The following is a 24,285-nucleotide window of genomic DNA, read 5'->3' as shown; positions in this document are numbered from 1 at the left end:
ATCTAGGGCGCAAGCCGAAATTACCTCGGCTCAGATGTGCACTGGATTGCCGGACTCCAGGCCCCTCATCCGCATGGCGCCGAAATGTTCCAGGGAGGCGCCCACCTAGCCGGTTCGGCTAGTGGTATTCCCTAGAATCGCATGTACTCCTTGCCAAATATGAACATTATTCTTGAATCTGTACAGTATTTGATCTAGCATCCCACCCTATGCCGTTGGTTCGGCCACCCCGAGCCAAGCCCCATCGCCTCACCCTCTGGAGACAAGATGAAACTGGAAGATCTCATCCTCGTCAGCGTTGACGATCACGCCATCGAGCCACCCAATGCATTCGCCCGCCATATGCCCGCGAAGTACAAGGGGCGCGAGCCCCGCGTCGAGAACCACAAAGGTCGCGACGTCTGGGTGTTCGAGGAAAAAGCCACGGGCTACATGGGCCTGAACTCGGTGGTCGGCCGCCCCAAAGAGGAATACGGCATGGAGCCGCTGGGCTACGAACAGATGCGCCGCGGCACTTGGGACATCAAGGCCCGTGTCGATGACATGAATGCCAATGGCGTTCTGGGTTCGATCTGCTTCCCGACCTTCCCGGGTTTTGCGGGACAGCGGTTTCAGAGCTACGAAGACCGCGGTGTCTCGCTCGCAGCCATCCAGGCCTACAACGACTGGCATCTGCACGATTGGTGCAACGCTGCACCGGGCCGCTTCATTCCCTTGATGATGGCTCCTTGGTTCGACATGCAGGCGGCGGCGGCGGAAGTCCAGCGCCTGGCCAAGCAGGGTGTGCATGCCCTCACGTTCTCCGACAACCCTACCGTGCATGGGTACCCGTCCATCCACAACAGCTACTGGGATCCCCTGTGGAAGGCATGCGCGGACAACGACGTGGTGATCTGCTGCCACATCGGCACCGGCGTCAAAGCGGCCCATGCATCCGACGAGTCGCCGATCGATGCCTGGATCACGTCAATGCCCATCTCCATCTCCAACTCCGCCGCCGACTGGATCTGGGCCCCCATGTGGAAGAAATTCCCCAAGCTGCGTATGGCCCTGTCCGAAGGCGGCATCGGCTGGATCCCCTACCTGCTGGAACGCGCCAACTTCACCCACAACCACCACAACGCCTGGACCAACTCCAACTTTGGCGGCAAGAAGCCCAGCGACGTCTTCAACGAGCACATCATCACCTGCTTCATCGAGGACGAGTTCGGCCTGCGCAATCTGGACTTCATCAATGTCGACAAGGTCACCTGGGAATGCGACTACCCGCACTCCGACTGCACATGGCCGGAATCCGCCAACGTGTTCTGGAAGCAATCTCAGCACCTGAGCGACGAGGTCATCAACAAGATCACGCACCTGAATGCGATGCGCGAGTTCTCCTACGACCCCTTCGCCATCCTGGGCCGCGAAAACTGCACCGTCGGCGCGCTGAAGGCGCAGGCCAAGCACGTGAGCATCGAGCCGGCCTGCGGCATGGGTGGCGCGGCTCCGCTCCGTGACCCGGAGCGTCCGGTCACCTCGGGCGACATCAACAAGATGTTTGCCGCCGCCGACGCCCAGACCGCCTTGTAACCCGCCATCGGCATCAACCCAGGAAACCGGCCGTACCCTATGGCGCTTGCATCTTTCCAATACCACCGCATCCCCGCAGACGTCGAGCCGCTCCGGGCCGAGGTGAGGCGCTTTCTCGCCACCGCACTCAAGGATCGGAGCGCCCTGCGCCGCGCGGACTCGTGGATGGGCGCCGACCCGGCCTTCAGCCGGGAATTGGGGTGCCGCGGCTGGCTTGGCATGACCTTGCCACACCAGTATGGCGGCCACGACGCCAGCCCTTGGGCGCGCTATGTCGTGATCGAAGAGCTGCTGGCGGCCGGGGCCCCCGTCTCCGCCCACTGGATCGCCGACCGCCAGAGCGGCCCCCTGATCCTGCGCTATGGCACGGAAGCCCAGCGCCAGAAGTACTTGCCTGGGATCTGCAAGGGCGAGGTCTATTTCTGCATCGGCATGAGCGAGCCCAACTCGGGCTCGGACCTCGCTTCGATCCGCAGCCGCGCGGTGCGTGATGAAGCGGCGGGCGATGGCAGCTGGCGGCTGAGCGGCCAGAAGGTCTGGACCACCAATGCCCACCACGCGCAATACATGATCGCCCTGGTGCGCACGGGTGCTGCTACGGGCGAGAAGGCTGCGCGCCATGAAGGCATGTCGCAGTTCATCATTGACCTGAAGGCCGCCGGCGTCACGGTGCGCCCGATCCGTGACCTGGCGGGCGGTGAACACTTCAACGAGGTCTACCTCGACGACGTCCGCCTGGATGCCGATGCCTTGATCGGCACCGAAGGCCAGGGCTGGGAACAAGTCACCGCGGAACTCGCCTTCGAGCGCAGCGGGCCAGAGCGTTTCCTGAGCAGCATGGCGCTGCTGCACACGCTGATCGACGCCGTCGGAGCACAACCGGATGCCCTGCAGGCCCATGCCGTGGGTCGCCTGAGCGCGCGCCTTGTCGTGCTGCGCCAGATGTCGCTGGCGGTCACGGCCGAGTTGGCCGCAGGAGGCAACCCCGCCTGGGCGGCCTCCTGCCTGAAGGATCTGGGTGCTGCGTTTGAGCAGGAGATCCCTGAACTCGCCCAACAGGTGCTCGATGTGGCGCCCGCCGTCGGCGGGGGCAGTGACCATGCGCAAGTGCTGGCGGCCTTGATGCAGATGGCACCTTCTTTCTCGCTGCGTGGTGGCACACGCGAAATCCTGCGCGGCATCATCGCCCGCGGTCTCGGGCTGCGTTGAGAACACAAGCATGCGTGAATTGTTTGAATCCACCATCGAGCGGCTGCTGGCCGATCTCGTCACCCCGGAACTGATCCGCCACTGCGAGGCGGGCCACTGGCCGGCCGACCTGTGGGCAGCCCTCGAATCATCCGGGTTCGCTGTGGCCGCCGCGCCGGAACACCTGGGCGGCGCTGGCGCCTCCTGGGAAGACCTGTACGGGGTCGTGAAGGCTGCAGGACGCCACAATCTGCCCCTGCCCCTGCCCGAGACCATGTTCGCGAACTGGTTGCTGGGCCAGTGCGGGATCGAGGCCCGCAATGAACCGCTGGGCATCTCCATGCGCAGCACGCTGTCGCTCAACCATGCCGCAAAAGGAGCTTTCTTCGACGCACCCTGGGTTGCGCCTGCGGAAACCCTCGTCACAGGCACGCTGTGCGACGTACCCTGGGGGCGCGATGTGGAGCACGTCGTCGCTCTCGTCCCCGGCGAACGAACGACGTTGATCCTGCTGTCGCGCCGCGACGCGGAAGTGAGCACCAAGCAGAACACCGCCGGCGAGCCGCGGGACGACCTCAGCTTCAAGAACACCACGCCCATCGCGATCGCGGATGTCCCCGCCGATTGGCCCGACGATGTGATCTGGTGGGGAGGGGCCATGCTGCGCACGGCCCAGATGGCCGGAGCCCTCGAAACCACGCTGGATCTGAGCACCCGCTACGCCACCGAGCGGGTTCAATTCGGCAAGCCCATCAGCGCATTTCAGGCCATTCAGCACCAGTTGGCGCAGATGGCTCAGCACACGGGCAGCGCGCTCGTCAGCGCCGAGGCCGCCTTCGCGGAATCGGGCAGCCAACTGGCGGCCTGGCAGATTGCCGCGGCCAAGGTCTGCGGCGCAGAAGCCGCCGGTGCGGTGGCCGCCATGGCCCATGCAGTGCACGGCGCCATCGGCTTTACGCACGAGCATGCGCTGCAGTTGGGCACCCGCCGGCTCTGGGCCTGGCGCAGCGAGTTCGGCAACCAGGGGCACTGGACACAGCGGCTGGGAAGGGCCGTCGCCCAAGGCGGCTCTGCCTCGCTGTGGCCTGCCGTAACCAGTGGCCGCCTGGCAGCCCTGTCCTCCACATGAATTCCCACCCCATGAGCGAACAAAGCCCTACCCCCTTCTTGCTGATCGAACGCGACGGCCCCGTGCTGACCGCCCGGTTGAACCGTCCCGAGACGCGCAACGCCCTGACCGATCCCGCGCACATGGATGAACTGGTGGCCCTGTGCCGCCAGATTCGTGCAGACCACAGCATCAAGGCCCTGGTGCTGACCGGCGAAGGCAGTGCTTTCTGCGCTGGCGGCAATGTGAAGGACATGCAGCAGCGCGGCGGCATTTTCGCGGGCAGCCCCTACGAGGTGCGCGACAGTTACCGCGACACCATCCAGCGCATTCCCCTCGCGCTCTACGAGCTCGACGTGCCGGTGATCGCAGCGGTGAATGGTCCTGCGATTGGCGCGGGCCTGGATCTGGCCTGCATGTGCGACATCCGGATTGCGAGTGACAAGGCCCTGTTCGCGGAGAGCTTCGTCAAGGTCGGCATCGTGCCCGGGGACGGTGGCGCCTGGCTGCTGCCGCGCGTGATCGGCATGCCCAAGGCCAGCCTCCTGGCCTTCACCGGCGACACCATCGATGCCGCCAAGGCGCTGTCCTGGGGCCTGGTTGCCGACGTTTTTCCCGCCGACCAGTTGCTGGGCCAGGCACAGGCGCTCGCCCAGCGCATCGCCCTCAACCCGTCGCATGCGCTTCGGTTAACCAAGCGCCTGCTGCGCGAAGGCCAGCATGTGCGCCTTGACACGCTGCTGGAGCTCTCATCGGCTTACCAAGCGTTGTCCCACCACACCGAAGACCACCTCGAAGCCGTCAACGCCTTTCTGGACAAGCGCCCCGCGCAGTTCACCGGACGCTGATGGCGAGCCCCCAGAACCAGGACATTTCCATGCGCCCCGTATTCCGAGAAGACCACGAGCAGTTCCGCGAACAGGCCCGCCGCTTCATTGAACGTGAGATCGTGCCCCACCTGCACGCCTGGGAGGCCGAGGGTATCGTGCCCAAGAGCGTCTGGCTCAAGGCTGGCGAAGCCGGCCTGCTGTGCTCCACCGTCCCTGAAGCGTACGGCGGCGCGGGCGGCGATTTCGGCCATTCGGCCGTGATGATCGAAGAACTTGCGCGGGTCAACGCCACCGCGGTCGGATTCACCACACACTCGGAAATCGTCGCGCCCTATATCGTGGCCTACGGCACGGAAGAGCAGAAACAGCGGTGGCTGCCCAAGATGGTGAGCGGCGAGACGATTGGCGTGATCGCAATGAGCGAGCCCGGTATAGGCAGCGACCTGCGCAGCATGCGCACCACCGCCGTGCGCGGCGAAGACATCTATACCATCAACGGCCAGAAGACCTTCATCACCAACGGGGGCAACGCGGATCTGGCCGTGACGGCCACCAAGCTGGATCCGGCAGCCAAGGAGCTGACGCTAATCTGCGTCGAAACCGACCAACCTGGTTTTTCCAAGGGCCGCAGGCTCGAAAAAATCGGACTCAAGGGCCAGGACACGTCGGAGCTCTTCTTCGACAACGTCTCGGTTCCGATGGCAAACCGGCTCGGCGAAGAAGGCCAGGGCTTCAAGTACCTGACCCACCAACTGGCCTGGGAACGCACCATCATCGGCATCCGCGCGGCCGCATCGATCGACTCGCTCATCGAACAGACGATCCAGTACACCCGCGACCGCAAGGTGTTCGGCAAGACAGTGTTCGACTTCCAGAACACCAAATTCAAGCTCGCCGAATGCAAGGCCCAGGCCACCATGCTGCGCGTGTTCGTCGACGACTGCCTGGCCAAGGCGATGCGTGGAGAACTCAGCGCGGAAGTCGGTGCCATGTGCAAGCTCATGGGCTCCGAAATGCAGGGCAAGATCCTGGACGAACTGCTGCAACTGCACGGGGGCTACGGCTTCATGAGCGAGTACATGATCAGCCGCGCCTGGGTCGATGCCCGAGTGGCGCGCATTTACGGCGGAACCAGTGAAATCATGAAAGAAATCATCAGCCGATCGCTCTGATTACCGATTCAATTTTAAGGAGACCCCATGCCGCAAATCATCTATGTCACACCCGATGGCAAACGTACCGAGCTGGACGTGGCCGAAGGCACCAGCGTCATGCAAGCCGCGCTCGCCAATGGGCTTCCAGGCATGAACGCCGACTGCGGCGGCGCCTGCCAATGCGCGACCTGCCACGTATACGTCGAGCAACCCTGGGCCGAGCAGCTCAGCTCTATCGACGACACCGAAGATGCCATGCTGGACTGCACAGGCGAGCCCCGTCAGCCCCACAGTCGGCTGTCGTGCCAGATCATGGTCACGGCGGCCCTGGATGGTATGGTGGTGCGCTTGCCCGCGGCGCAGTAGCGGGCGGGCACGGGGGAGCCCGGTGCGGAGCGCCCCCCACCAACTCGCCACCGCTTCGTGCACTGCACGCCCATCTCCCCGCGTCCCGCCAGACGGCCCGCATGCGAAAGGGAAGCATCATGATCAAGCGCCCAGACCACTTCACCATCGTGACGGATCAGTTGGAGGCGACGCGGGCTTTCTACGTGGATCTGCTCGGCATGCGCGAGGGCCCGCGCCCTCCATTTCCGATTCCGGGGTTATGGCTCTATGCGGGGAATCAGCCCATCCTGCATGTGGTCGCTGTGGATCGAATGCCTATGCCCCGTCGTGGCGCGCTCGATCACATGGCCTATTGGGCCGAGGGATTGCAGGAGACCGCCGCCACCTTGCGTTCGCACAATGTGGGGCTGCGACTCATCCGTGCGCCAGGATCGGTCAGGACATGGCAACTGTTTTTCTCCGATCCCAATGGCGTTGAAGTCGAACTGGACTTCGCCGAAACCGAAGCCCCGCCCAAAGACTGGAAAACACTTTCCAGCAGCCGCCGCTAGATCAGGCCTTCATAGCTGCCGCCGTCGACCTGCAGATTCTGGCCACTGATGTAGCCCGCCTGGGCCGAGCACAGGAAAGCGCAAGCATCCGCGAACTCCTCAGGTCGCCCAAACCGCCTGGCAGCGACCGGTTTGAGCAACTCCGCGCGGGCTTGCTCTTGGGAAATCTGCCTGCGCTGGGCCAGTTGCCCAGTCATGTATGCGATGCGGTCGGTCTCGATGCGTTCGGGCAGCAGGTTGTTGATGGTGACGTTGTCCCGCACCACCTCGTTGGACATGGCCTTCGAGAAGGCGGTCAGGCCCGCTCGCGAGGCCGTCGAGAGTCCGAGCATCAGCTTCGGCGATTTCACCATGGCCGACGTGATGTTGACGATGCGCCCGAAGCGGCGCTCCCGCATCCCGGGCACCACCGCCTGGATCAGCAAAATGCCGCTGAGCATGTTGCTCTCGACGGCCGCGATCCACGTTGCGTGGTCCCATTGCCCGGCTTCGCCTGGCGCTGGCCCGCCGTTGTTGGTCACCAAGATGTCAGGGGACGGACAGGCGGCCAGCAGCGCGGCGCGCCCCGCATCGGTGCCGACATCCCCCATGACGGCGACCGGAGGCTGGCCCGACACCGCCGCGATCTCCGCAGCGGCTGCATGCAGCGCCTGCGCATTGCGGCCATTGATGACCACCATGCAGCCTTCCCGCGCGAGCGCCAAGGCGCATGCCTTCCCGAGTCCTCTCGAAGAAGCGCAAATGATGGCCTTGCGGCCAGCGATGCCCAGATCCATCGGTCACTTCCTATTCGAGCTTGCCCATGCGCCGAACCGCCTGGTTCATGCGTGCAGCGTCCTGACTCCAGAATGCCCGGAACTCGTCCGCGTCGAGGTAAGCGGGAGTTCCCTCTGCCTTGAGCAACGCTTGCTTGAATTCGGGATTCTCGGCGGCGATGCGAAACGCCGACTGCAACCGCTCCATCACGGTCGGTGACACGTCAAACGGTACGAAAGCCCCCGTCCACGGCAGCACGCCCACGTTCAGTCCCGAGGCCTCGGTGCTTGGAGCGGACGGGAACTGTGGCCACGCCTCCGCCCCCACGGTGGCCAGGACGCGCAGCTTACCCGCCCGGACATGGGAAGCGATCAAGGAACGCGGCAACATCGTGAAATCGACCTGGCCGCCAAGCAGCCCCACCATCAGGGGCGCGCCTCCCGCATAGGGGATGTGGTTGAGCTTGAGCCCGGCCTCATGGGCAAAGATCTCCACCGGAATGTGCACGGTGCCATAGTTCCCTGACGAGCCATAGCTCATCTCGCCGGGCCGCGAACGCGCACGGACCATCAGGTCGCTCAAGGTTTGCAGAGGGCTATCGGCCCTCACCACGATAGCGAGCGGATCGGTGCTGATGCGCGCCACCGGCTTGAGCTGGCTCAGCAGGAATGCCGGCTTTTGCTGGTTGACTTGGGCTTGCTCAGGCAAGGTTGACAAGCTCGACAGCGTGAAGAGGATCGAATAGCCGTCAGGCTTGGCGCTGGCGACGGCGGCCGCGCCGATCGCACCGGCCGCGCCCGCGCGGTTCTGAACCACCACGGGCTGGCCAAGCACCCGCTCCAGCGACGGCGCGAACTGCCGCGCCACGCTGTCGGCAAGGCCTCCAGGCGGAAAAGGTACCACCAGGTTCACGGGCCGGCGAGGAAAGGCATCCTGGGCAGCAAGCGGATTGGAAGCAATGCCGGCCGCACTCACGAGCAGCCAACGGCGACGAGACATCTGGAACGGGTTCTTCATGGGAACTCCTTCAGTCCCACACCACGTGCACTTCATGGGGGCCACGCAACTGGGCCCCGGAGATCCGGGGAGCGGGCCTCGCAGGGTCCAGCCGCAGGTTGGGCAATAGATCCAGCACGGCATTGAGCGCCACCTGCATCTCGGTCTTGGCGATGAACTGGCCGATGCACATGTGCGGACCGAAGCCAAAGCCGAACGAGGGCTTGGGCTTGCGGTCGATGTCGAACCGATCGGCCTGCTCGAAGGCCTCCTCATCACGATTGGCCGACATCACGATCGCCTGCACCATCGCGCCCTTCGGGATCTGCGCGCCACCGATCTCCAGATCCTCAGCCGCCTGGCGCACCTTGAATGTCGCGACGGGCTCGAACCGAACCGCTTCGTCGATCGCCTTGCCGACCAGCGCGCGATCATTCCGCACACGCTCGAGCAGTTCCGGCCGCTCCAGCAGCAATACCAGCAGCGACCCGAAGGTGCGCGTGGTGGTCTCACCGGCGGCCGGCAGCAGCGAGCGCACGAAGGTCGAGATCTCATGGTCGTCCAACTGGCGGCCCTCGTACTCAGCGCGAATCAGCCTGCTGATCAAATCCTCCCCCGTCGCGCCTTCGGCCCGCACCTGAACCACCGCTTCCTTGACTGCGTCATAGAGCATCTTGGCGGCCTCCATGGCCGCTCCGCGCGCCCGGGCTGCCTTTTCCGGGTCGACCTGGGGTCCCGCGAGGATGGCCAGGGCCCAGGCGGCGACCTGGTGGATGCGCTCTGGATCATTTTCCGGAAAACCGATCAGCGAATAGATCAGTCGGATGGGAAAGTGCAGCGCGAAGTCCATCAGGTCAGCGCGCTTGCAGGCTACCAGCGGCAGCAGGTATTCATCGCGAATGATGGCGTCCATCTTAGGCTTCCACCGGGTGACCACGTCGGGCATGAAGACCGGTTGCAGCAGTGCCCGTGCCCGGCGGTGCTCCTCTCCGTCCATCCCTGTCAGGATCAAGCCGTCAAAAAAAGCGCCCAGGCCTTCCGCGATGAAGCCACTGGTAAAGCGGGTCGGATCCCGAAGCACCGCCATCACGTCACGGTACTTGAAGACCGTGAACGTCGGACGGTTCGCATCTTGGCCCGCGATATTGGGCACACCGAGCCCGGCCATGAAGTTTTCCGCCACCACGGGGGAATTTCGGCGCATGGCGGCGTAGACCGCATGGAGATCGACGTCGGATCCGCGGTAGTTGTCCGCGACCCCCGCAAATGCCCGTTCGAGGGATGAAGTTCTGGTGCTGGTCATCGCAGGTTTCCTTCGCAAACTTTGCATCGCGCTCGGTGATTTATAGACATTTTTTCGAATTGTGCATCATTTAACACATATCAAATAACTCGTAAACCCGTGAAGGCACATAGTAAACACCTATGTCACTTCGATCAACATATGATCACAATCAAAAAAAGTGTTCAATTATTTCATGAGCAACCATTCCTCAAGCCCGCCTCTCTCTGAGGCTCGCCGTCCAAAGGCCCAAGGAGTCGGCGAAAGCACTGGCCGTGTGGCCGGAGCGGCGAGGCAGGTTGACAGAACCCTCTCGGATGGCCAATACCTCGATGAATGCGCTGTAGGCCGCCCGATCATGGACGCGCATCTGCCTCCGATCGACCCAATAAAGGATCAACATCCCTTGGGTGATCACCGCCGGCGGGTGGCGCGGGAGCGGCGCGAGCGCATGCGCGAACGCCTGATTGCGGCCACCATGGACGCCTACCGCAAGAGCGCGGGAAAACGCCGCCCCGTGATCGATGACGTGATCCGTGCGGCCAATGTCTCCCGCGGCACTTTCTATAAATACTTCGACACGCTGGACGAAGTTCTTGCGGAGATCGGCCGCACCACAGCGAGCGAAATGCTGCAGAGTTTCGAACGCCTGTTCGAGCCCCTGGATGACGGCGCAGTGATGCTCGCCACGGGCCCGTTAATGGCGCTGGCCCGTGCGGCGATGGATCCTGCCCACGGCGCCATAGTTTCGCATGCGGACTTGGTCGATCGCATCAACGGCGACGATCCGCGCCGCCAATTGGCTTTCCGCAGCCTGAACTATGGACGCGAGCAAGGCGTCTTCCAGTTCGACTCGATCGAGGCCGCCTTCGATCTGGTGATAGGCACCAGTGTCGAAGGGGCTCGGCGCATCTCCCGTACGGGACAGCTCAATGGGGCCTGCATCCGCGAGACCGTGGTCATGATCCTGCTCGGCCTGGGCATGAAGCTCCCGGCGGCCAGGATCGCCGTGGCCATCGCCTGGCAGCGGCTCCAGGATGCGTCCGAACACTTGCATTGGTGGAAGCCAGTCGCGCCCGCCTAAGCCCGCCCTCTTCTTTTCCAGAAATCTGTATGAGCACTACACCTCTCTATGACGCCATCGTCATCGGCGCAGGCCACAACGGGCTGGCCAGCGCCTGCTATCTCGCCGCCGAGGGCCGCAAGGTCATCGTCGTCGAATCCCTCGGCAAGGTCGGTGGCATGGCCTCCTCCGGCTATCTGATACCCGAAGCCCCAAATCATCTGGTGCACCCCTGCGCCCTCGATCTGATGTCTCTGCGCGTGCATCCCATGATGCCGCAGGAGCTCCAGTTGGAGCGCCACGGCTTTCGTCAGACCGAAATGGAGCCTGGCTATGTCTATCTGCATCCGGATGGCAACTCACTCGTATTCGGCCGCAGCGCGGAGCAGACCGCCGCTGAGATCCGCCGTTTCAGCACGGCAGACGCCACGGAGTTCCTGGCCCTGATGCAACTGGTAAACACCTTCATCGACTTGGCGATCCCCATGATGCGGGTCGATCCCGCGCAGATGAACCTAGGAGCGAAATGGCAGGCGCTCAAGGTGCTGATCAAGAACCGGCACCTCAGGCCGGAACTCATGGGCTTGATGAAAAGCCCCGCCTACACCTCCATCATGGAACGGTTCGAGCACCCGGTCACGCAATCCGCCCTGTGCTGCCTGCTGGGTGCCGCCGGCCCTATCACAGGCGAGGGTACCGGGGTCTATTTCGCGCTGCTGGGTTTCATCCAGCGCTTCGGCCTGGGCCGCGCCGTGGGAGGCATGCAGACTCTGTCTGACGCCCTGGCGGCCCGCCTGACGGAACTGGGGGGCGAGATTCGGCTCAATGCTCCTGCTGCTGAGATCGTGGCCCGTGGCGGTCAAACCCAGGGCGTCCGGCTTGCCAGCGGCGAAGTGCTCGAGTCACGCAGCGTTGTCGCGGCGGTGCACCCCAAGATTGCCCTGAATATGGTGACACCTGGCGCCATAGAACGCCGCTACCTGACGCGGGTCGATCTGGCGCCAGCCAATGCCCACGGCGGCTCGCCCATGAAGATCGACGTCGCACTTCGCGGCCAGGTTCGCGCCAGCCGCCACGAAGCCTTGCGCGCCGACGGACTGAGTCTTCGCAAGAGCGTGCTGCTGATCGGCACCGTGGAAGCGGTGCTCGACAACTTCAAATGCGCAGCGCGTGGCGATGTCTCCCGACTGCCCTATCTGTGGGCCACGGCACCGAGTGCCGTGGACCCCACGCAGGCCCCCGAAGGCCAGGACATCGCCTACCTGTATCCGATCGCCATGCCCCTCGAACCACGCGAAGGATGGGATGCCATCCGTGCCCCGGTGACACAAATGGTCATCGACCAAACGGACGCGTACCTGCCAGGGCTCAAGTCACAGGAGATTGGCCGCCGCGCCGAAGCAGCACCCGACTTCGCCAGTCGGCTGAATGTTCCCAACGGCTGCGTGGTGCACATCGACACCGGTGCCTCGCGCACAGGGCTCATGCGGCCGGCCTTCGGGCTCGGCGGCGACACGTTGCCGGTGAAGGGGCTGTTCTTCGGCGGCGCCGGCATCCATCCCGGCGGTGGCATCAATGGGCTGCCGGGCCGCATAGCCGCTGGCCGCGTGAAACGCTATCTGAAGTAAGTCCGTTATCCCCACTTTCCCATATCCATCCCTAAAGGAGACGCTCCATGAATACCACGACCAAAACCACCACCGAGAACGCCCAGAAGCTCGAAGCGGCCTATGCCAGCGTGTCCGACCTCTATCGCGGCAAAACGGACGACCTGTATGCCGCCTGCCGCGAGATGCGCAAGACCACACGCGTCTACGAAGGCGACTTCATTGCCAAGTTCCTTGGGGTTCCGACCAACGCCGGGTTGCAGACCCGTCCGACCTACGCCGTGTTCCAGTATCAAGACGTGATGAATGTGCTCAAAGACGCCAACACCTTCACCAGCGGATTCATCCTCGAAGGCATGGGCAAGGTGTGGGATGGCCTGATGATCCTGGGCATGGACGGCGAGGCCCACCGCAAGGTGCGCGCCCTGCTGCAGCCGGCGTTCATGCCGGAGAACGTGAACAAGTGGCGCCCGAAGATCGACCGCGTCGCGCGCGAGGATTTCATCATGCCTCTGCTGCCCGACAAGAAAGCCGACCTCATGGAAATGGGCCTGAACTTTCCGGTGCGTGCCATGTATGCCCTCGTAGGCTTCCCGGAAGACAACCCCGATCAGTACAACCAATATGCAGTCTGGGCGCTATCGATGCTGGCGGCCAACCAGCTTGACAAAGCCAAGGCCGAGGAAGGCCGCCGAGTCGCCGCCATTGCGGTCAAGAGCCTGTACGACGCGCTCATGGAGCAGGTCCAGCGGCGCCGCGCCGAAGGTGCAACGGGCGATGACCTCATTACCCGCCTGATGAACGCCGAATACGAGGGCCACAAGCTCGACGACCACGAGGTCGCGACCTTCGCCCGCTCGCTGCTGCCCGCTGCCGGTGAGACCACCACACGAACCTTCAGTGCGGCGATGACGTTCCTGCTGACCATCCCCGGCCTGCTCGACCGCGTGCGCAACGACCGCAATCTGGTGCCCAAGCTGATCGACGAAGCCGTGCGTTTCGAGCCCTCCTCCACGTTCAAGGTGCGCGAGACTTCCGCCGACGTACAGATCGGTGACGTGACGATCCCCAAGGGCTCCTTCGTCCAGTGCATGGTCGCCTCGGCCAACCGCGACGAAAGCGCCTTCGAGAATCCCGACGTGTTCGACATCGATCGACGCCAGAAGCCGTCGTTCGGCTTCGGCTTTGGCCCGCACATGTGCATTGGCCAGTTCGTGGCCAAGCTCGAACTGAACTGCGCGATCAACGGGATTCTGGACCTCATGCCCAACGTGCGGCTCGACCCCGAGCAACCCGCGCCCAAAATCGAAGGCGCCCATCTGCGCGGGGCCAAGAGCGTGCACGTCATCTGGGATTGATCAGGAAGGCCCCTCCGATCATGCGAACCTTCGATACGATCCCCGAGCGCTCCGACTTCGCCTACCAATGCCTGGTCGGCCCGCAAAAGGTCAGCGGCGCCAGGCTGGCTGATCTGCGCGACCACTTCGGCCTCAAGCTCACCAAGCACATGCCGTTTGGCAGCGTGCGCGACGATGAAGGCCACATCTACTCGGTGGTGCGGGCTCTCAACGCGCCGGACAGCACGCCCAACCCCACCAAGTTCATCTACCAGAGCACCCGCCTGGATGGCCAGAACATCCGCATCGACAAGGAAAAGATCGCCCCCAGAGCGCTCACCCTGTTTCCCGCACGCGGGCTCGATGGCGACACCGCCTGGTGGTCCAGCCATCCAGAGGATCCCGGTCAGCCCTGGCGGCTGACCGCCTCTGGCACCGGGTTCAGTTGGCGGGAAGAAGGCTTGCTCGACCTCACCGGCCAACTCATCGGCAATGGCATGCAGTGGTATTTGCCCGGGGTGGACTGGGGCACCTTCTACGTCGCACAGCTCTACGACGTGCAGGGCACCTGCGAGGGCAGAAAGGTCAAGGGCATGATTTCCCTGGACCAGGCCTGGATGGCGGAAGGCGGCGCCATCCACATGCACAAGGACCTGGTCGTCAACAACAAGATGCATGTCATCTGGTGGAACTTTGCCACGATCTACAAGGACGGGAGCTGGGATGTCGGCTCCTTCCTGGTCGGCCACGACAAACTGGGCTACGCCATTGTCCAGAACGAAAAGGGCGAAGTTCGCTGCACCACGGATATCGAAGGCACGGTACGCCATGAAAAGGACGGCTGGTTCGCCGAGGACGCGCGCATCATCCTGGAAGGCAAAGAGGAATGGGAGTTCCTGCCCGACCCCAAAGGCCGGATGCTCGACTTCGTGGGCGGTTTTCCCATCACAGCCCAGCAGGAAGGGCGATGGCGCCGGGTAGGCGATACGCGCGAGCCCGACCGCTGGATGGCCTGGGGCGAAAGCGACAAGCGCAATGGCACGGCACGCAACGTCCGTGGCACCGAAATCTGAACTGGAGACCATGTCATGGACAAAACCACCATCGAACACTTCCTGCACGCCCAGGTGCGGGCCTGGAACGCCGGCGACAAGGAAGGCTTCTTCGCTGCCTACCGCTCCGTAGCGCCCGAGAGCCTACAAATCGAGTATGTCGGTCGAGGTCCTGCGGCCGAAGGCTGGACGATCCTGGAAGGCATGTGGGCGCAGCAAAATTCCAAGATCGAGATCGAAGAAGTGGCCCTGATCATCAATGGGAGCGAGGTCGCATGCCACAACCGGAACAAGGTGCGGGGCAATTCGCTGACCATCGAGACCATCGAGCTATACCACTTCGACAATGGCAGGCTGACCGTGCGCTATTTCATTCACCAGCCTTGAAGCAGTGAAAGATGCCCTGCACCCGACCCGAAAGCCTTGGCAAGCGCGCTCCGCAGCTCTGCCACCATCGCTGAACGAGCAACTCCACAGCCGGTGCTTGAGCCCCTGCGAGGCAGACCGTTAGCCGCGCGTGACGGTTGCCCGCTGGGCCTATAGCGAAAGTGCTCTGCCGAAACTGCAGATCCCGGAAATCATTGCGATCTCATCCCGTTTCCATGGGCTGCCGACATGAGTGCTGCCTTCACAAAGATAAATCACCATGCATCAGATCCCTTCAGAACAGATCAAGCGCTTCATGAGCGGCCAGGTTCGCTGCTGGAACAACCACGACAAGGCCGGCCTGCTGGCCCTGTACCGCGAAGCGGCCCCAGACCTCCTCGACATCGAATACGTGGGCCGCACGCAGCAGGCCGATGGTTGGCTCGTCATCGAAGAGATGTACGACAAGCACAACCACCAGTTCCGCCTAGAGGTCGTGAGCACCATCATCAACGGCAACGAGGCCGCTGTGCACCACCGCAACTGCATCCTCGGCACGAACCAGGTGATCGAGAGCATCGAGACCTACCGGTTCGGTCCCGGCAGCCTGCACGTGCGCTACTTCCTCAAGCCTCCGGAGGATGCCGTCGTGAACCTGGAACAGTTCCGCGGCTTCGCCGCCACCCCGTCGCAGGACACCCCATGAGCAAGCCCGCGCTTCCCGGCCCCCACGTGGGCCGCTTCAAGGACCAGGTTGCCATCGTCACCGGTGGCGCTTCCGGCATCGGCGAGGCCACCTGCCGTCGCCTCGTCGCCGAAGGCGCCACCGTGGTCGTGGCCGACGTCAACGCCGAACGGGCCGCAGCGCTGGCTTCGGAGCTGGGCCCACGTGCCAGTGCGCAGGTCTTCGACGCCGCAGACGTGCGAAGCATCGAGCGACTCGTTCAGGGCACGGTCGAGCGCTTCGGGCGACTGGACGTGCTGCATAACAATGCCGCATTGAGTTCTCCGGCCATCCATGCCAAGGACAAGAACGCCATCGACATCGAATTCGAGGTCTGGGATCAGGTCATGGCCGTGAACCTGCGCGGCTACCTGGCGGGTTGCAAGTACGCGCTGCCGACCATGATCGCCCAAGGCGGTGGCGCGATCGTGAACACCGCGTCGACCGGCGGCTTCTCGGGTGACATCACGCGCATGGCCTACAGCGTGTCGAAGGCAGCCATCATCGGCCTGACCCGCCAGATTGCCACCCACCATGGCGCCCAGGGCGTGCGCTGCAATGCCGTCGCGCCCGGCCTGGTGCTCACTCCCGGCACGCGTGGCGCGGCCGCGAGCGTGATCGACGTAATGCAGCGCCACCTGCTGGTGCCCGAGTTCGGCGAGCCCGAGGACATCGCAGCGCTGGTGTGTTTCCTGGCCTCAGGCGAGGCGCGCTACATCAACGGGCAGACGTACATCGCCGACGGCGGCATGCTGGCGCACAACCCGACCATGGCCGACCTCGTCGATATGGCCAAGTCCAGGAAGAGCAGTTGAACCACGTGAACCTCTTCCATAGCGGCTGGCGCAAGGCGTTGGACAAATCGGCCTGATGCCACACACCCCCGCCGACTCGCTGCTCGCCCCGTTCCGAGGGTCGGGCTTCCGTTACCTGTGGCTGGCCTGGCTGTCCGGCAACATGACCATGTGGATGCACGAGGTAACCGCCGCCTGGCGCATGGCCCAGCTCACCGACAGTCCCGCGTGGGTGGCCTGGGTACAGGCGGCCGGCACCTTGCCGCTGTTCGTGCTGGGCCTGGCCAGCGGCGCGCTGGCCGACCTGCTCAACCGCAGGCGTTTCCTCGCCGTGGCGCAAGCCTGGATCGCCGTTGTGGCGGCCGTGCTGGCGGTGCTCGCAGGCATCGATGCCCTGACCCCAGGAACGCTGTTGCTGCTGTGCCTGCTCAATGGCGTTGGACTGGCGTTGCGGTTTCCGGTGTTCTCGGCCCTAGTGCCGGACCTGGTGGAGCGGCGCCTGCTTGCCTCTGCCCTGACCCTCAACGCCCTGGCCATCAACCTGACGCGGGTGCTGGGCCCTATCGTCGCGGGCATCGTCCTGGCCTGGCAGGGAACGGCGATGGTGTTCGCACTCAACGCCGTGCTGTCCATATTGGCCGGCGTACTGATCTGGCGTGCTCCCATTGCCCCCCATGTTCCCTCCGCCGAACGCCCGCGCCTGCTGCAGGCCATGCGCGATGGCGTGAGCCATGCCCGGACCTCTCCCATACTGCGGGCGGTGCTGTTCCGCGCTTTCATCTTCTTCACCCAGGCCGTAGCGCTGGTGGCCTTGCTGCCCCTGGTCGCCAAGGACATCGGCGCCAACGAAACCACCTACACCACCCTGCTGGCCTCCATGGGCGCGGGGGCCGTGCTCGCCGCCATGGCCCTGCCCCGCCTCCCGGCACTGGCGGCGCGCAACCGGATCATCGATGGGGGCGTGTGGCTGCACGCGCTGGCCACGCTGGGCGCAGTTTGGGCGCCCAGCGCGTGGACGCTCGCGCCAGCGCTCGCCCTGTCCGGTGCGGTCTGGCTGTGTGTGGCCAACACGCTCACCATGTGCGCGCAATTGGCATTGCCGGCCACCTTGCGCGCAAGGGGCATGGCGATCTACCAGATGAGCATCATGGGCGGCAGCGCGGCGGGGGCCATTCTGTGGGGCACCATCGCGGAACGCACCTCGGTGGGTGCATCCCTGGCGGCATCGGCGATTGCCAGCCTGCTGCTACTGCTGTGGACCCGTGGCGCCAGCCTGGAAGAGCGCGCCCGTCACTGAGCTTGCGGCCCCAGGGTGCCAGCAGTCACGCCGTCCTTGAATGCAAACACCTCGACGCCGACCGCTTCGCAGTCGGGGTAGACATCGGGTTTCTCGGTCGAGACGCGTGCTGCCAGTACCTGGGGATGCGCGAGCAGCGCGCGCAGCAGATCATCCGCCAGCGTCTCCTGAAGCTGTATATGCCCGCGGCCCACGCGCTCCCGAACCGCCTCACGCACGAAATCGTAGTCCACGACCTCCCCCAGATCGTCATCCACCGGTGTGCTGCACGCCAGGGGAACGTACAGATCCACATTGATACGCACACGCTGCGGATGACCCTGCTCGAAGGCATGCGCCCCGATGTTGATGTCCACCACATGGTTGCGCAGGAAAAGGCGGCGACACCGCGCCAATGCAGGAGTCAGAAGGGTGTTGGACATTTCAGCGGGCTCCCATCTCGCGTGCCAGGAACATCACGTCGCGCGGCTGGCGAGTCAGGTGCTGGCCTCCATCGACAAGGATGGTGGAGCCTGTCGAAGCCGGGAATGTCAGCAGGAAGCGGACCGCGTCGGCGATATCCTCCGGCGGGGAGCTTCGCCCCAGCGGATTGAGCCGTTGGCCCAACTCGAACTCCCGCTCGTTCATCGGCCCGGACAGCAGGGCGAGCCCCGGGGCCACACCTCCTACGCGCAAGCGCGGCGCCATGGCCATGGCCAACATTTTTGTGGCTGCTTCCAGCGCCGCCTTGGACAGGGTGTAGGAAAAATAGTCAGGGTTCGGGTTCCACAGCTTCTGGTCGAGCAGATTCACCACGCACCCTGTCCTCCCGGTATCCAGCAGATGCTGGTATAAGGCCTGCGCCAGCAAGATGGCGGGCGCGGTGTTGGCCTTCCAGTGAAGCTCCATCGCCGCCAATCCGCAGGTCTCGGCGTTGTCGTACTCGAAAACGGACGCATTGTTCACCACGGCATCGATGCGGCCGAATCGCCTCACCACCTCGGGCACCAGCGCTCGGCAACCGGTCTCATCGCTCAAGTCGGCGTAGAGCGCTTCCGCTTGTCCTTCACTGCGGCGCAGTTCCCTGAGCGTGTCCTGAGCTTCCTCCGACGAGTGCCGGTAGGTGATCGCCACGTTCCATCCAGCCGCAGCCAGATCAAGCGCGATCACGCGTCCAATGCGGCGAGCACCGCCGGTAACAAGCACGACAGAACGGGACATCGGTTCAGGCTCTCAATAAAAAATACCAGGCAGAAAAGCGGCGGGCCGCCGTACCGCGGCTCAGCGATCCAGCGCCAAGGACCGGCGCCGCGCAGGGCGATCGGCGCGGGCCAGATAGGCCTCGATGACCGGGCAGCCGCCCAGCAGCGGGCGCGCAGTCTCGAACAAGCTCATGAACAGGATGTCCGCAGCGGTGAAACGCTGCCCGAGCAGGTAGGGGCCGCGTGACAGCGTGTGCCGGATGTGCTGCATCATTGATTGATTCAGGCCGCGCATCGCCGGATCCTGCGCCAGCAGGCCCTTCCCCTCCATGTAGACCAGGGGTTCGGTCAAACCCACCTGATAGAAGAGCCAGGTGAGATAGGCTCCACGCAACGCATGCCCCGCCGGCACGCCGACCTCGGCCTCGGGATGCAGATCGGTCAGGTAAAGCGCAATGGCAGCCGTCTCGGATACCAAGTGGCCATCGTGCTCCAGCGCGGGCGTGAACCCATGCGGGTGCGGATTGCGCGGATCGGCTTCACTGCCATCGTTGCGCGGGTATTTCACCACCACGACCTCCCGTTCCATGCCCAATTCCTCCAGCAGCCACAGAATGCGCGCCGAATTGGAGCCGGGTGCGTGATACAGCTTCAGCATCATGTGTCCTTGTAGCGAGATAGGCGATGTGATCGACGCCCGTGCAAAACCGCGTCATCGTTCTTTATCAGTCGTGCCTGGCCTGGGTCGGCAACCCAAAAGCAGCCCAGGCACCCGCGGAGAGCGCCGCACCGGTCATCCAGAACACCGGGGCAACACCCAGCGCGGCGCCGGCGGCGCCAAAACCCAAGGGCATCACCAAGGTGGAGAAATGGATGACGGTGGACCGCAGGCCAAGGGCCTCGCCTTGGCGCTCCGGCGGTGCAAAGGTGTGCAGGCTGGACATGACAGCGGGCTGGATGGCCCCCAGTCCCAGGCCTATGGTGCCGGCGCAAGCCGCCATGGCCCACGTGCTGTCCAACCAGGGATAGAGCAGGAAAACCGATGCCGTCAAGGTCAGCGCACCGGTCATCACCCACCGGGGCTGGAGACGCTCCGCCAAAAAGGGGATCGCCAGCCGCACGGCCGCTGAGGTGACGGCGTAGCTGGCCAGCACCGTGCCGATGGCCGATGCGCTCAAGCCCCGCTCGTGACCCAGGATCGGCAACGCAAAAGCGTGTGCATCCCAGCAGGCGGCAATCAGCCAATTGATGAAGAACAGTCGCCGAAGATCGCGGTCGCCCAGCAGGTCCCAAGCCTTCGGGGGAGTATCGGTCCGTTTCGCGGGCGCCCGAGGCGCCTCGGCAGGGACTCGGGTGGTGGCGAGCAGCGTCCCCAGAGGCAGCAGAGCCAGTCCGACGAAAGCCGCGCGATAGCTCACATGGTCGATCAGCATGCCCGCCAGGACCGGGCCCATGAAAGTCGCGATGGACGGCGCGAGTGCCACCCAGCTGAAGATCCGCAGGCGTTCCGCCTCGCCCCGGGCCAGCCGGCCTGCCGTGCGCTGCAGTGAAATCATGCCCACCGCAGAGCCCGCCCCCACCAGGGCCGCGGCGCCTCCCAGAGCCCAGACATGGGACGCCGAAGCGGCAAGAGCGGCCCCCGCCAGCGCCAGCAAGGCACCAATGCGCGTTCCCAGGTGGTACCCCCGACGATCCACCAGGCGCCCGGCAGGAATGGCGAGCACAAAGGGGAAGGCGGCAAACAGCGCCATCAACAACCCGATCACGGCAGGGCCCCGCGATTCGCTCACCGCCAACAAGGGGACGGTCATGCGCATGCCGTTGAGGCAGCCATGCAATCCGACCTGCGCGGCGACCAGCGTCAGCAGCGTCCATCCGAAACTGAAACGCCCGCTGCGCGCCATGGAATCAACCGAGGGCATCCTCGATGGCCGCGATCAGCCTTGCATCATCGGGTGCCACGTCGGGAGCGAAACGGGCCACCACGGCCCCATCACGGCCAATCAGGAATTTCTCGAAATTCCACATCACATCGGTATCTGCCTTGGGCAGCAGTTGATGCTTGGACAAGGTGTCGCGCAGCCGTGGATCGCCGGACGCGACGGCATGAGGCTGCGCAGCGATCAGGGCGGCATAGAGCGGGTGTCTGGGCTCACTGTTGATCCGCAATTTGGTGAAAAGCGGAAAGCTCACGCGGTAGTTGGTGTCGCAGAAGTCGCGGATCTCGTCCTCGCTTCCCGGCTCCTGGCCCGCAAAATCGTTGCAGGGAAATCCCAGCACGTGCAGGCCACGGTCGCGAAAGCGGTCGTACAGGGACTGCAGGCCGGCGTACTGCGGGGTCAGCCCGCATTGGGAAGCCACGTTGACGACCAGCATCACCTGTCCCTTGAAGGGGGCGAGGCTCGTATCGGAGCCGTTCAGGGCCTGAAGGGGAATGTCGAAGATCGATGTGCTCACGGTGATACCTCCTGGTAGGCTTGTTGAACCAAAGTCATGCGGCCGCCCGCCAGCATCAAAGCGCAGAACATCTGCAGTTCAACGCTCTCGGCGGTCGAAAAGTGCTCGGCCAACGCTGTGAAATGCCCTTCTCCAATGGCATGCGCATCGGCTGCGAACAGCTCGGCATACGCCAGCGCGGCCCGCTCGGCGGGCGAAAAGTGGGCGCTGCCGATCTGCTGGCAATTGAGGGCTTCCAGGTCTTGCGCGTCCACGCGGTCGCTCTTGCGCGCCAGCTGGCAGGCTTGGCACTGCGTGATGCTGGCGATGCGCAGCCGCACCAGTTCCCGCAGCCGCCCGTCCAGCACGCCGCGGCTGTGGAACTGGTCCAGCAGCGCCAGCCATGCCAGCGCGGCCTGCGGCCGGTGGGCCCAGACCTGCACCGGCACGGTGGAACTGAGCATGCGTGTCTCGACGCCCCGCCGCACGGCCTCGCGCAGTTGCGCCGGAAAATCGGCCAGCGGCACCAGCGGCAGGCGCGCCACGGTCACAGCCGCTCGATGAGGGTGGCGGTCCCCATGCCGCCGGCGCAGCAGATCGCCTGCAGCGCATAACGTCCGCCCCGACGCTCCAGCTCGTGCAGCATCGACGTCATGATGCGCGCTCCGCTCGCCCCCAAGGGGTGCCCCAGCGCGATGGCACCGCCGTTGACGTTCAAACGCTCGGAAGACACGCCCAGCTCTTTCATCCAGACCAGGGGAACCGAGGCAAACGCCTCGTTGATCTCGAAGAGGTCGATGTCGTCCAGTGTGAGCCCCGCCTGCGCCAGCACTTTGCGGGTGGCCGCGACCGGCCCGGTCAGCATCAGCGTGGGATCGGAGCCCACCGTGGTCATGGCGAGAATGCGCGCGCGGGGCTTGAGGCCCAGCGACCGGGCCTTGACCGAAGACATCAGCAGCAAACCCGCCGCCCCATCCGAGATCTGCGAAGAGTTCCCGGCAGTCAGGCGACCGTCCGCGCGGAAGCTGGTTTTGAGGGTCGCCAGCTTCTCGACGGCCGTACCGGGACGGATCGTTTCGTCCGCGGAGAACAAGTGCGCCTCGCCCTCTGCGCCCTTCTCGCGCACCTGCATCACGGGCACCGGCACGATTTCTTTCTCGAAATGGCCGGCAGAGGCAGCCGCGCAAGCGCGCCGATGGCTTTCCACGGCGAACGCATCGAGGTCTTCCCGGCCCAGCTCCCACTGGTCGCACAAGCGCTCGGCCGCTTCACCCTGGCTCGTCATTTCGTAGCGCTCGGCGACCATCCAGCCAAAGGCCTCCCCATGGATGCTGCGGTTGCTGCCCATGGGCACCCGGCTCATGTTCTCGGCACCGCCGGCCACGACCACCTCGGCCGACCCGAACGCAATCAGGCCCGCGGCCACGTGCACGGCCTCTTCACCCGAACCGCATTTGCGGTCGATCGTCAGGCCAGGAATCGTGCAGGGCCAGCCGGCCCCTAGCAGTGACGTGCGCGCGATATTGGCCGACTGCTCACCGACCTGGGTGACGCAGCCGAAGATGACGTCGTCCACCAATTCCGGCTCAAGCCCCGAACGGGTAATGAGCTCGTCCAGGACGACGGCACCCAGGTGATCGGCGCGCACGGGCGCCAGGCTGCCTTTGAATTTTCCGACGGGCGTGCGAACCGCGCCGACGATCACCACATCCGGGCGACTCACAGAACGCTCGCTTTCAGGCCGGAGCCAGGAATGCGCTGGCCTTTTTCGTCGTACTGGTACACGCCCGCGCCGGTCTTGCGCCCATGGCGGCCGGAGGCCACCATCTTGATTATCAGAGGGCAGGGACGGAACTTGTCGCCCAGCGTCGAGTGCAGGTAACGAAGCACCGACAGCCGGGTATCCCATCCGGTCAGGTCTCCGAGTTCGAGGGGCCCCATCGGATGGTTGAAGCCCATGCGCAGCGCTGTGTCGATGTCCTCGGCAGTGGCCACGCCCTCCTGCAGCATCCACATCGCCTCGTTGCCCAGCATGGCCGACATCCGGCTGGTGGTCAGGCCCGGGGACTCGTTGACGATGATCGACGTCTTGCCCAGCGCGTCGCTGTATTCGCGGGTTCTGGCCACGGTCTCGTCGCTGGTGGCGATGCCGCGCACCAGCTCGACCAGCTTCATCTTGTGCACCGGGTTGAAGAAGTGCATGCCCACCACCCGTTCAGGCTGGGGCACGGCCGTGGCGATCTCGGTCACGCTCAGCGCGGAGGTGTTCGTGGCGATGATGGCGTCGGGCAGCATGTGGGCGGCGGACGTGGCCACCACCTGCTTCTTCACCGCGATGTTCTCGGTGACGGTCTCGACCAGCAGTGCAGCCCCCGCGGATGCGGCAGCGAGATCGGCTTGCGTCGTAAGCCTGGATTTCGCCGCATCGGCCACCGCCGCATCGAGCTTGCCGAGGCGAACCCCGTCGTCCAGGATCTTGGCCACGGCGGAAAGTGCCTTGGCGGCCGCAGCTTCGTTGCTGTCCACCAGCACGGTGACGAAGCCGGAGCTGGCGAAGGCATGGGCGATGCCGGTTCCCATCAGGCCGCCACCGGCGACGACCACCTTGTTTTGCGTAATGCTCATGTACTGTCTCCCTGA

26 protein-coding genes are annotated in these 24,285 nt (G+C 64.4%); 15 read left to right on the top strand and 11 right to left on the bottom strand.

Going from position 1 to position 24,285, the window contains the following annotated elements:
* Window positions 1-267 precede the first annotated feature (267 nt).
* From BDD18_RS21440 to BDD18_RS21410, 7 genes are all read left to right on the top strand, one after another.
* Entirely contained in the window at window positions 268-1,575 is a 1,308-nt protein-coding gene (locus BDD18_RS21440; protein WP_060986060.1) for an amidohydrolase family protein, read from the top strand.
* 39 nt (window positions 1,576-1,614) lie between these two features.
* Complete coding sequence (locus BDD18_RS21435; RefSeq protein WP_060986061.1) at window positions 1,615-2,784, top strand: acyl-CoA dehydrogenase family protein; 1,170 nt, start codon at window positions 1,615-1,617, stop codon at window positions 2,782-2,784.
* 10 nt (window positions 2,785-2,794) lie between these two features.
* A complete protein-coding gene (locus BDD18_RS21430) occupies window positions 2,795-3,892 on the top strand; it encodes an acyl-CoA dehydrogenase family protein (protein WP_063460650.1) in 1,098 nt (365 codons plus the stop codon).
* Window positions 3,893-3,903: 11 nt separating this feature from the next.
* Window positions 3,904-4,719, top strand: coding sequence for a crotonase/enoyl-CoA hydratase family protein (locus BDD18_RS21425; RefSeq protein WP_060987151.1), 816 nt, complete (start codon window positions 3,904-3,906; stop codon window positions 4,717-4,719).
* A gap of 29 nt (window positions 4,720-4,748) precedes the next feature.
* Entirely contained in the window at window positions 4,749-5,873 is a 1,125-nt protein-coding gene (locus BDD18_RS21420) for an acyl-CoA dehydrogenase family protein (protein WP_063460921.1), read from the top strand.
* 27 nt (window positions 5,874-5,900) lie between these two features.
* Window positions 5,901-6,221, top strand: a complete 321-nt coding sequence (locus BDD18_RS21415) for a 2Fe-2S iron-sulfur cluster-binding protein (protein ID WP_060987152.1) — start codon at window positions 5,901-5,903, stop codon at window positions 6,219-6,221.
* Between the two features lie 119 nt (window positions 6,222-6,340).
* A complete protein-coding gene (locus tag BDD18_RS21410; protein WP_063460922.1) occupies window positions 6,341-6,754 on the top strand; it encodes a VOC family protein in 414 nt (137 codons plus the stop codon).
* Here the strand turns inward: BDD18_RS21410 and BDD18_RS21405 are convergent.
* Genes BDD18_RS21405 through BDD18_RS21395 form a run of 3 tightly spaced genes read right to left on the bottom strand, consistent with a single transcriptional unit; the run spans window position 6,751 to window position 9,809 of the window.
* Window positions 6,751-7,530: an SDR family oxidoreductase gene (locus BDD18_RS21405; RefSeq protein ID WP_142085806.1), complete on the bottom strand. Its 780-nt coding sequence runs from the start codon at window positions 7,528-7,530 to the stop codon at window positions 6,751-6,753. The two genes, BDD18_RS21410 and BDD18_RS21405, sit on opposite strands and share 4 nt — an antisense overlap.
* A gap of 10 nt (window positions 7,531-7,540) precedes the next feature.
* Complete coding sequence (locus BDD18_RS21400; protein WP_157891323.1) at window positions 7,541-8,527, bottom strand: Bug family tripartite tricarboxylate transporter substrate binding protein; 987 nt, start codon at window positions 8,525-8,527, stop codon at window positions 7,541-7,543.
* Between the two features lie 10 nt (window positions 8,528-8,537).
* Window positions 8,538-9,809, bottom strand: coding sequence for a cytochrome P450 (locus BDD18_RS21395; RefSeq protein WP_063460652.1), 1,272 nt, complete (start codon window positions 9,807-9,809; stop codon window positions 8,538-8,540).
* Window positions 9,810-10,146: 337 nt separating this feature from the next.
* On the opposite strand from BDD18_RS21395, the gene BDD18_RS21390 reads away from it, so the two are divergent.
* From BDD18_RS21390 to BDD18_RS21355, 8 genes are all read left to right on the top strand, one after another.
* On the top strand, window positions 10,147-10,872 hold the full coding sequence (locus BDD18_RS21390) for a TetR/AcrR family transcriptional regulator (protein ID WP_158603247.1): 726 nt from the start codon (window positions 10,147-10,149) through the stop codon (window positions 10,870-10,872).
* Between the two features lie 29 nt (window positions 10,873-10,901).
* Complete coding sequence (locus BDD18_RS21385; protein ID WP_060987160.1) at window positions 10,902-12,479, top strand: phytoene desaturase family protein; 1,578 nt, start codon at window positions 10,902-10,904, stop codon at window positions 12,477-12,479.
* Between the two features lie 47 nt (window positions 12,480-12,526).
* Entirely contained in the window at window positions 12,527-13,816 is a 1,290-nt protein-coding gene (locus tag BDD18_RS21380) for a cytochrome P450 (protein ID WP_060987161.1), read from the top strand.
* A 20-nt stretch (window positions 13,817-13,836) separates the two neighbouring features.
* Complete coding sequence (locus BDD18_RS21375) at window positions 13,837-14,868, top strand: hypothetical protein (RefSeq protein ID WP_060987162.1); 1,032 nt, start codon at window positions 13,837-13,839, stop codon at window positions 14,866-14,868.
* Window positions 14,869-14,883: 15 nt separating this feature from the next.
* Complete coding sequence (locus tag BDD18_RS21370; RefSeq protein WP_060987163.1) at window positions 14,884-15,234, top strand: nuclear transport factor 2 family protein; 351 nt, start codon at window positions 14,884-14,886, stop codon at window positions 15,232-15,234.
* 259 nt (window positions 15,235-15,493) lie between these two features.
* Window positions 15,494-15,919 carry a hypothetical protein gene (locus BDD18_RS21365; protein WP_063460654.1) on the top strand — a complete coding sequence of 142 codons (426 nt, stop codon included), beginning with the start codon at window positions 15,494-15,496 and terminating at the stop codon, window positions 15,917-15,919.
* Window positions 15,916-16,752 (top strand): SDR family NAD(P)-dependent oxidoreductase, encoded by an 837-nt coding sequence (locus tag BDD18_RS21360; protein WP_063460655.1) that lies wholly within the window; start codon window positions 15,916-15,918, stop codon window positions 16,750-16,752. Before BDD18_RS21365 ends, BDD18_RS21360 begins: the two co-directional genes overlap by 4 nt.
* A 55-nt stretch (window positions 16,753-16,807) precedes the next feature.
* On the top strand, window positions 16,808-18,028 hold the full coding sequence (locus tag BDD18_RS21355; protein WP_063460656.1) for an MFS transporter: 1,221 nt from the start codon (window positions 16,808-16,810) through the stop codon (window positions 18,026-18,028).
* On the opposite strand, the gene BDD18_RS21350 is transcribed toward BDD18_RS21355, so the two are convergent.
* From BDD18_RS21350 to BDD18_RS21315, 8 genes are all read right to left on the bottom strand, one after another.
* A complete protein-coding gene (locus tag BDD18_RS21350) occupies window positions 18,022-18,450 on the bottom strand; it encodes a dihydroneopterin aldolase (protein WP_060987166.1) in 429 nt (142 codons plus the stop codon). The two genes, BDD18_RS21355 and BDD18_RS21350, sit on opposite strands and share 7 nt — an antisense overlap.
* Before the next feature lies 1 nt (window position 18,451).
* Entirely contained in the window at window positions 18,452-19,228 is a 777-nt protein-coding gene (locus tag BDD18_RS21345; RefSeq protein WP_060987167.1) for an SDR family oxidoreductase, read from the bottom strand.
* A gap of 60 nt (window positions 19,229-19,288) precedes the next feature.
* Window positions 19,289-19,867, bottom strand: coding sequence for a glutathione S-transferase family protein (locus tag BDD18_RS21340; protein ID WP_063460924.1), 579 nt, complete (start codon window positions 19,865-19,867; stop codon window positions 19,289-19,291).
* A 67-nt stretch (window positions 19,868-19,934) separates the two neighbouring features.
* Complete coding sequence (locus BDD18_RS21335) at window positions 19,935-21,131, bottom strand: MFS transporter (RefSeq protein WP_242421850.1); 1,197 nt, start codon at window positions 21,129-21,131, stop codon at window positions 19,935-19,937.
* Complete coding sequence (locus BDD18_RS21330; protein ID WP_060987168.1) at window positions 21,118-21,666, bottom strand: glutathione peroxidase; 549 nt, start codon at window positions 21,664-21,666, stop codon at window positions 21,118-21,120. The genes BDD18_RS21335 and BDD18_RS21330 overlap by 14 nt, the downstream gene beginning before the upstream one ends.
* Window positions 21,663-22,196: a carboxymuconolactone decarboxylase family protein gene (locus BDD18_RS21325; RefSeq protein WP_242421851.1), complete on the bottom strand. Its 534-nt coding sequence runs from the start codon at window positions 22,194-22,196 to the stop codon at window positions 21,663-21,665. The genes BDD18_RS21330 and BDD18_RS21325 overlap by 4 nt, the downstream gene beginning before the upstream one ends.
* On the bottom strand, window positions 22,193-23,368 hold the full coding sequence (locus BDD18_RS21320) for a thiolase family protein (protein ID WP_063460659.1): 1,176 nt from the start codon (window positions 23,366-23,368) through the stop codon (window positions 22,193-22,195). Before BDD18_RS21320 ends, BDD18_RS21325 begins: the two co-directional genes overlap by 4 nt.
* Complete coding sequence (locus BDD18_RS21315) at window positions 23,365-24,270, bottom strand: 3-hydroxyacyl-CoA dehydrogenase (RefSeq protein ID WP_142085802.1); 906 nt, start codon at window positions 24,268-24,270, stop codon at window positions 23,365-23,367. Before BDD18_RS21315 ends, BDD18_RS21320 begins: the two co-directional genes overlap by 4 nt.
* Between the last annotated feature and the right edge of the window lie 15 nt (window positions 24,271-24,285).

Source organism: Acidovorax temperans (genome assembly GCF_006716905.1).
GTDB lineage: Bacteria > Pseudomonadota > Gammaproteobacteria > Burkholderiales > Burkholderiaceae_C > Acidovorax > Acidovorax temperans.
The sequence above is the reverse complement of the archived record's forward strand: the minus strand, read 5'-3'. Positions and strand labels throughout refer to the sequence as shown.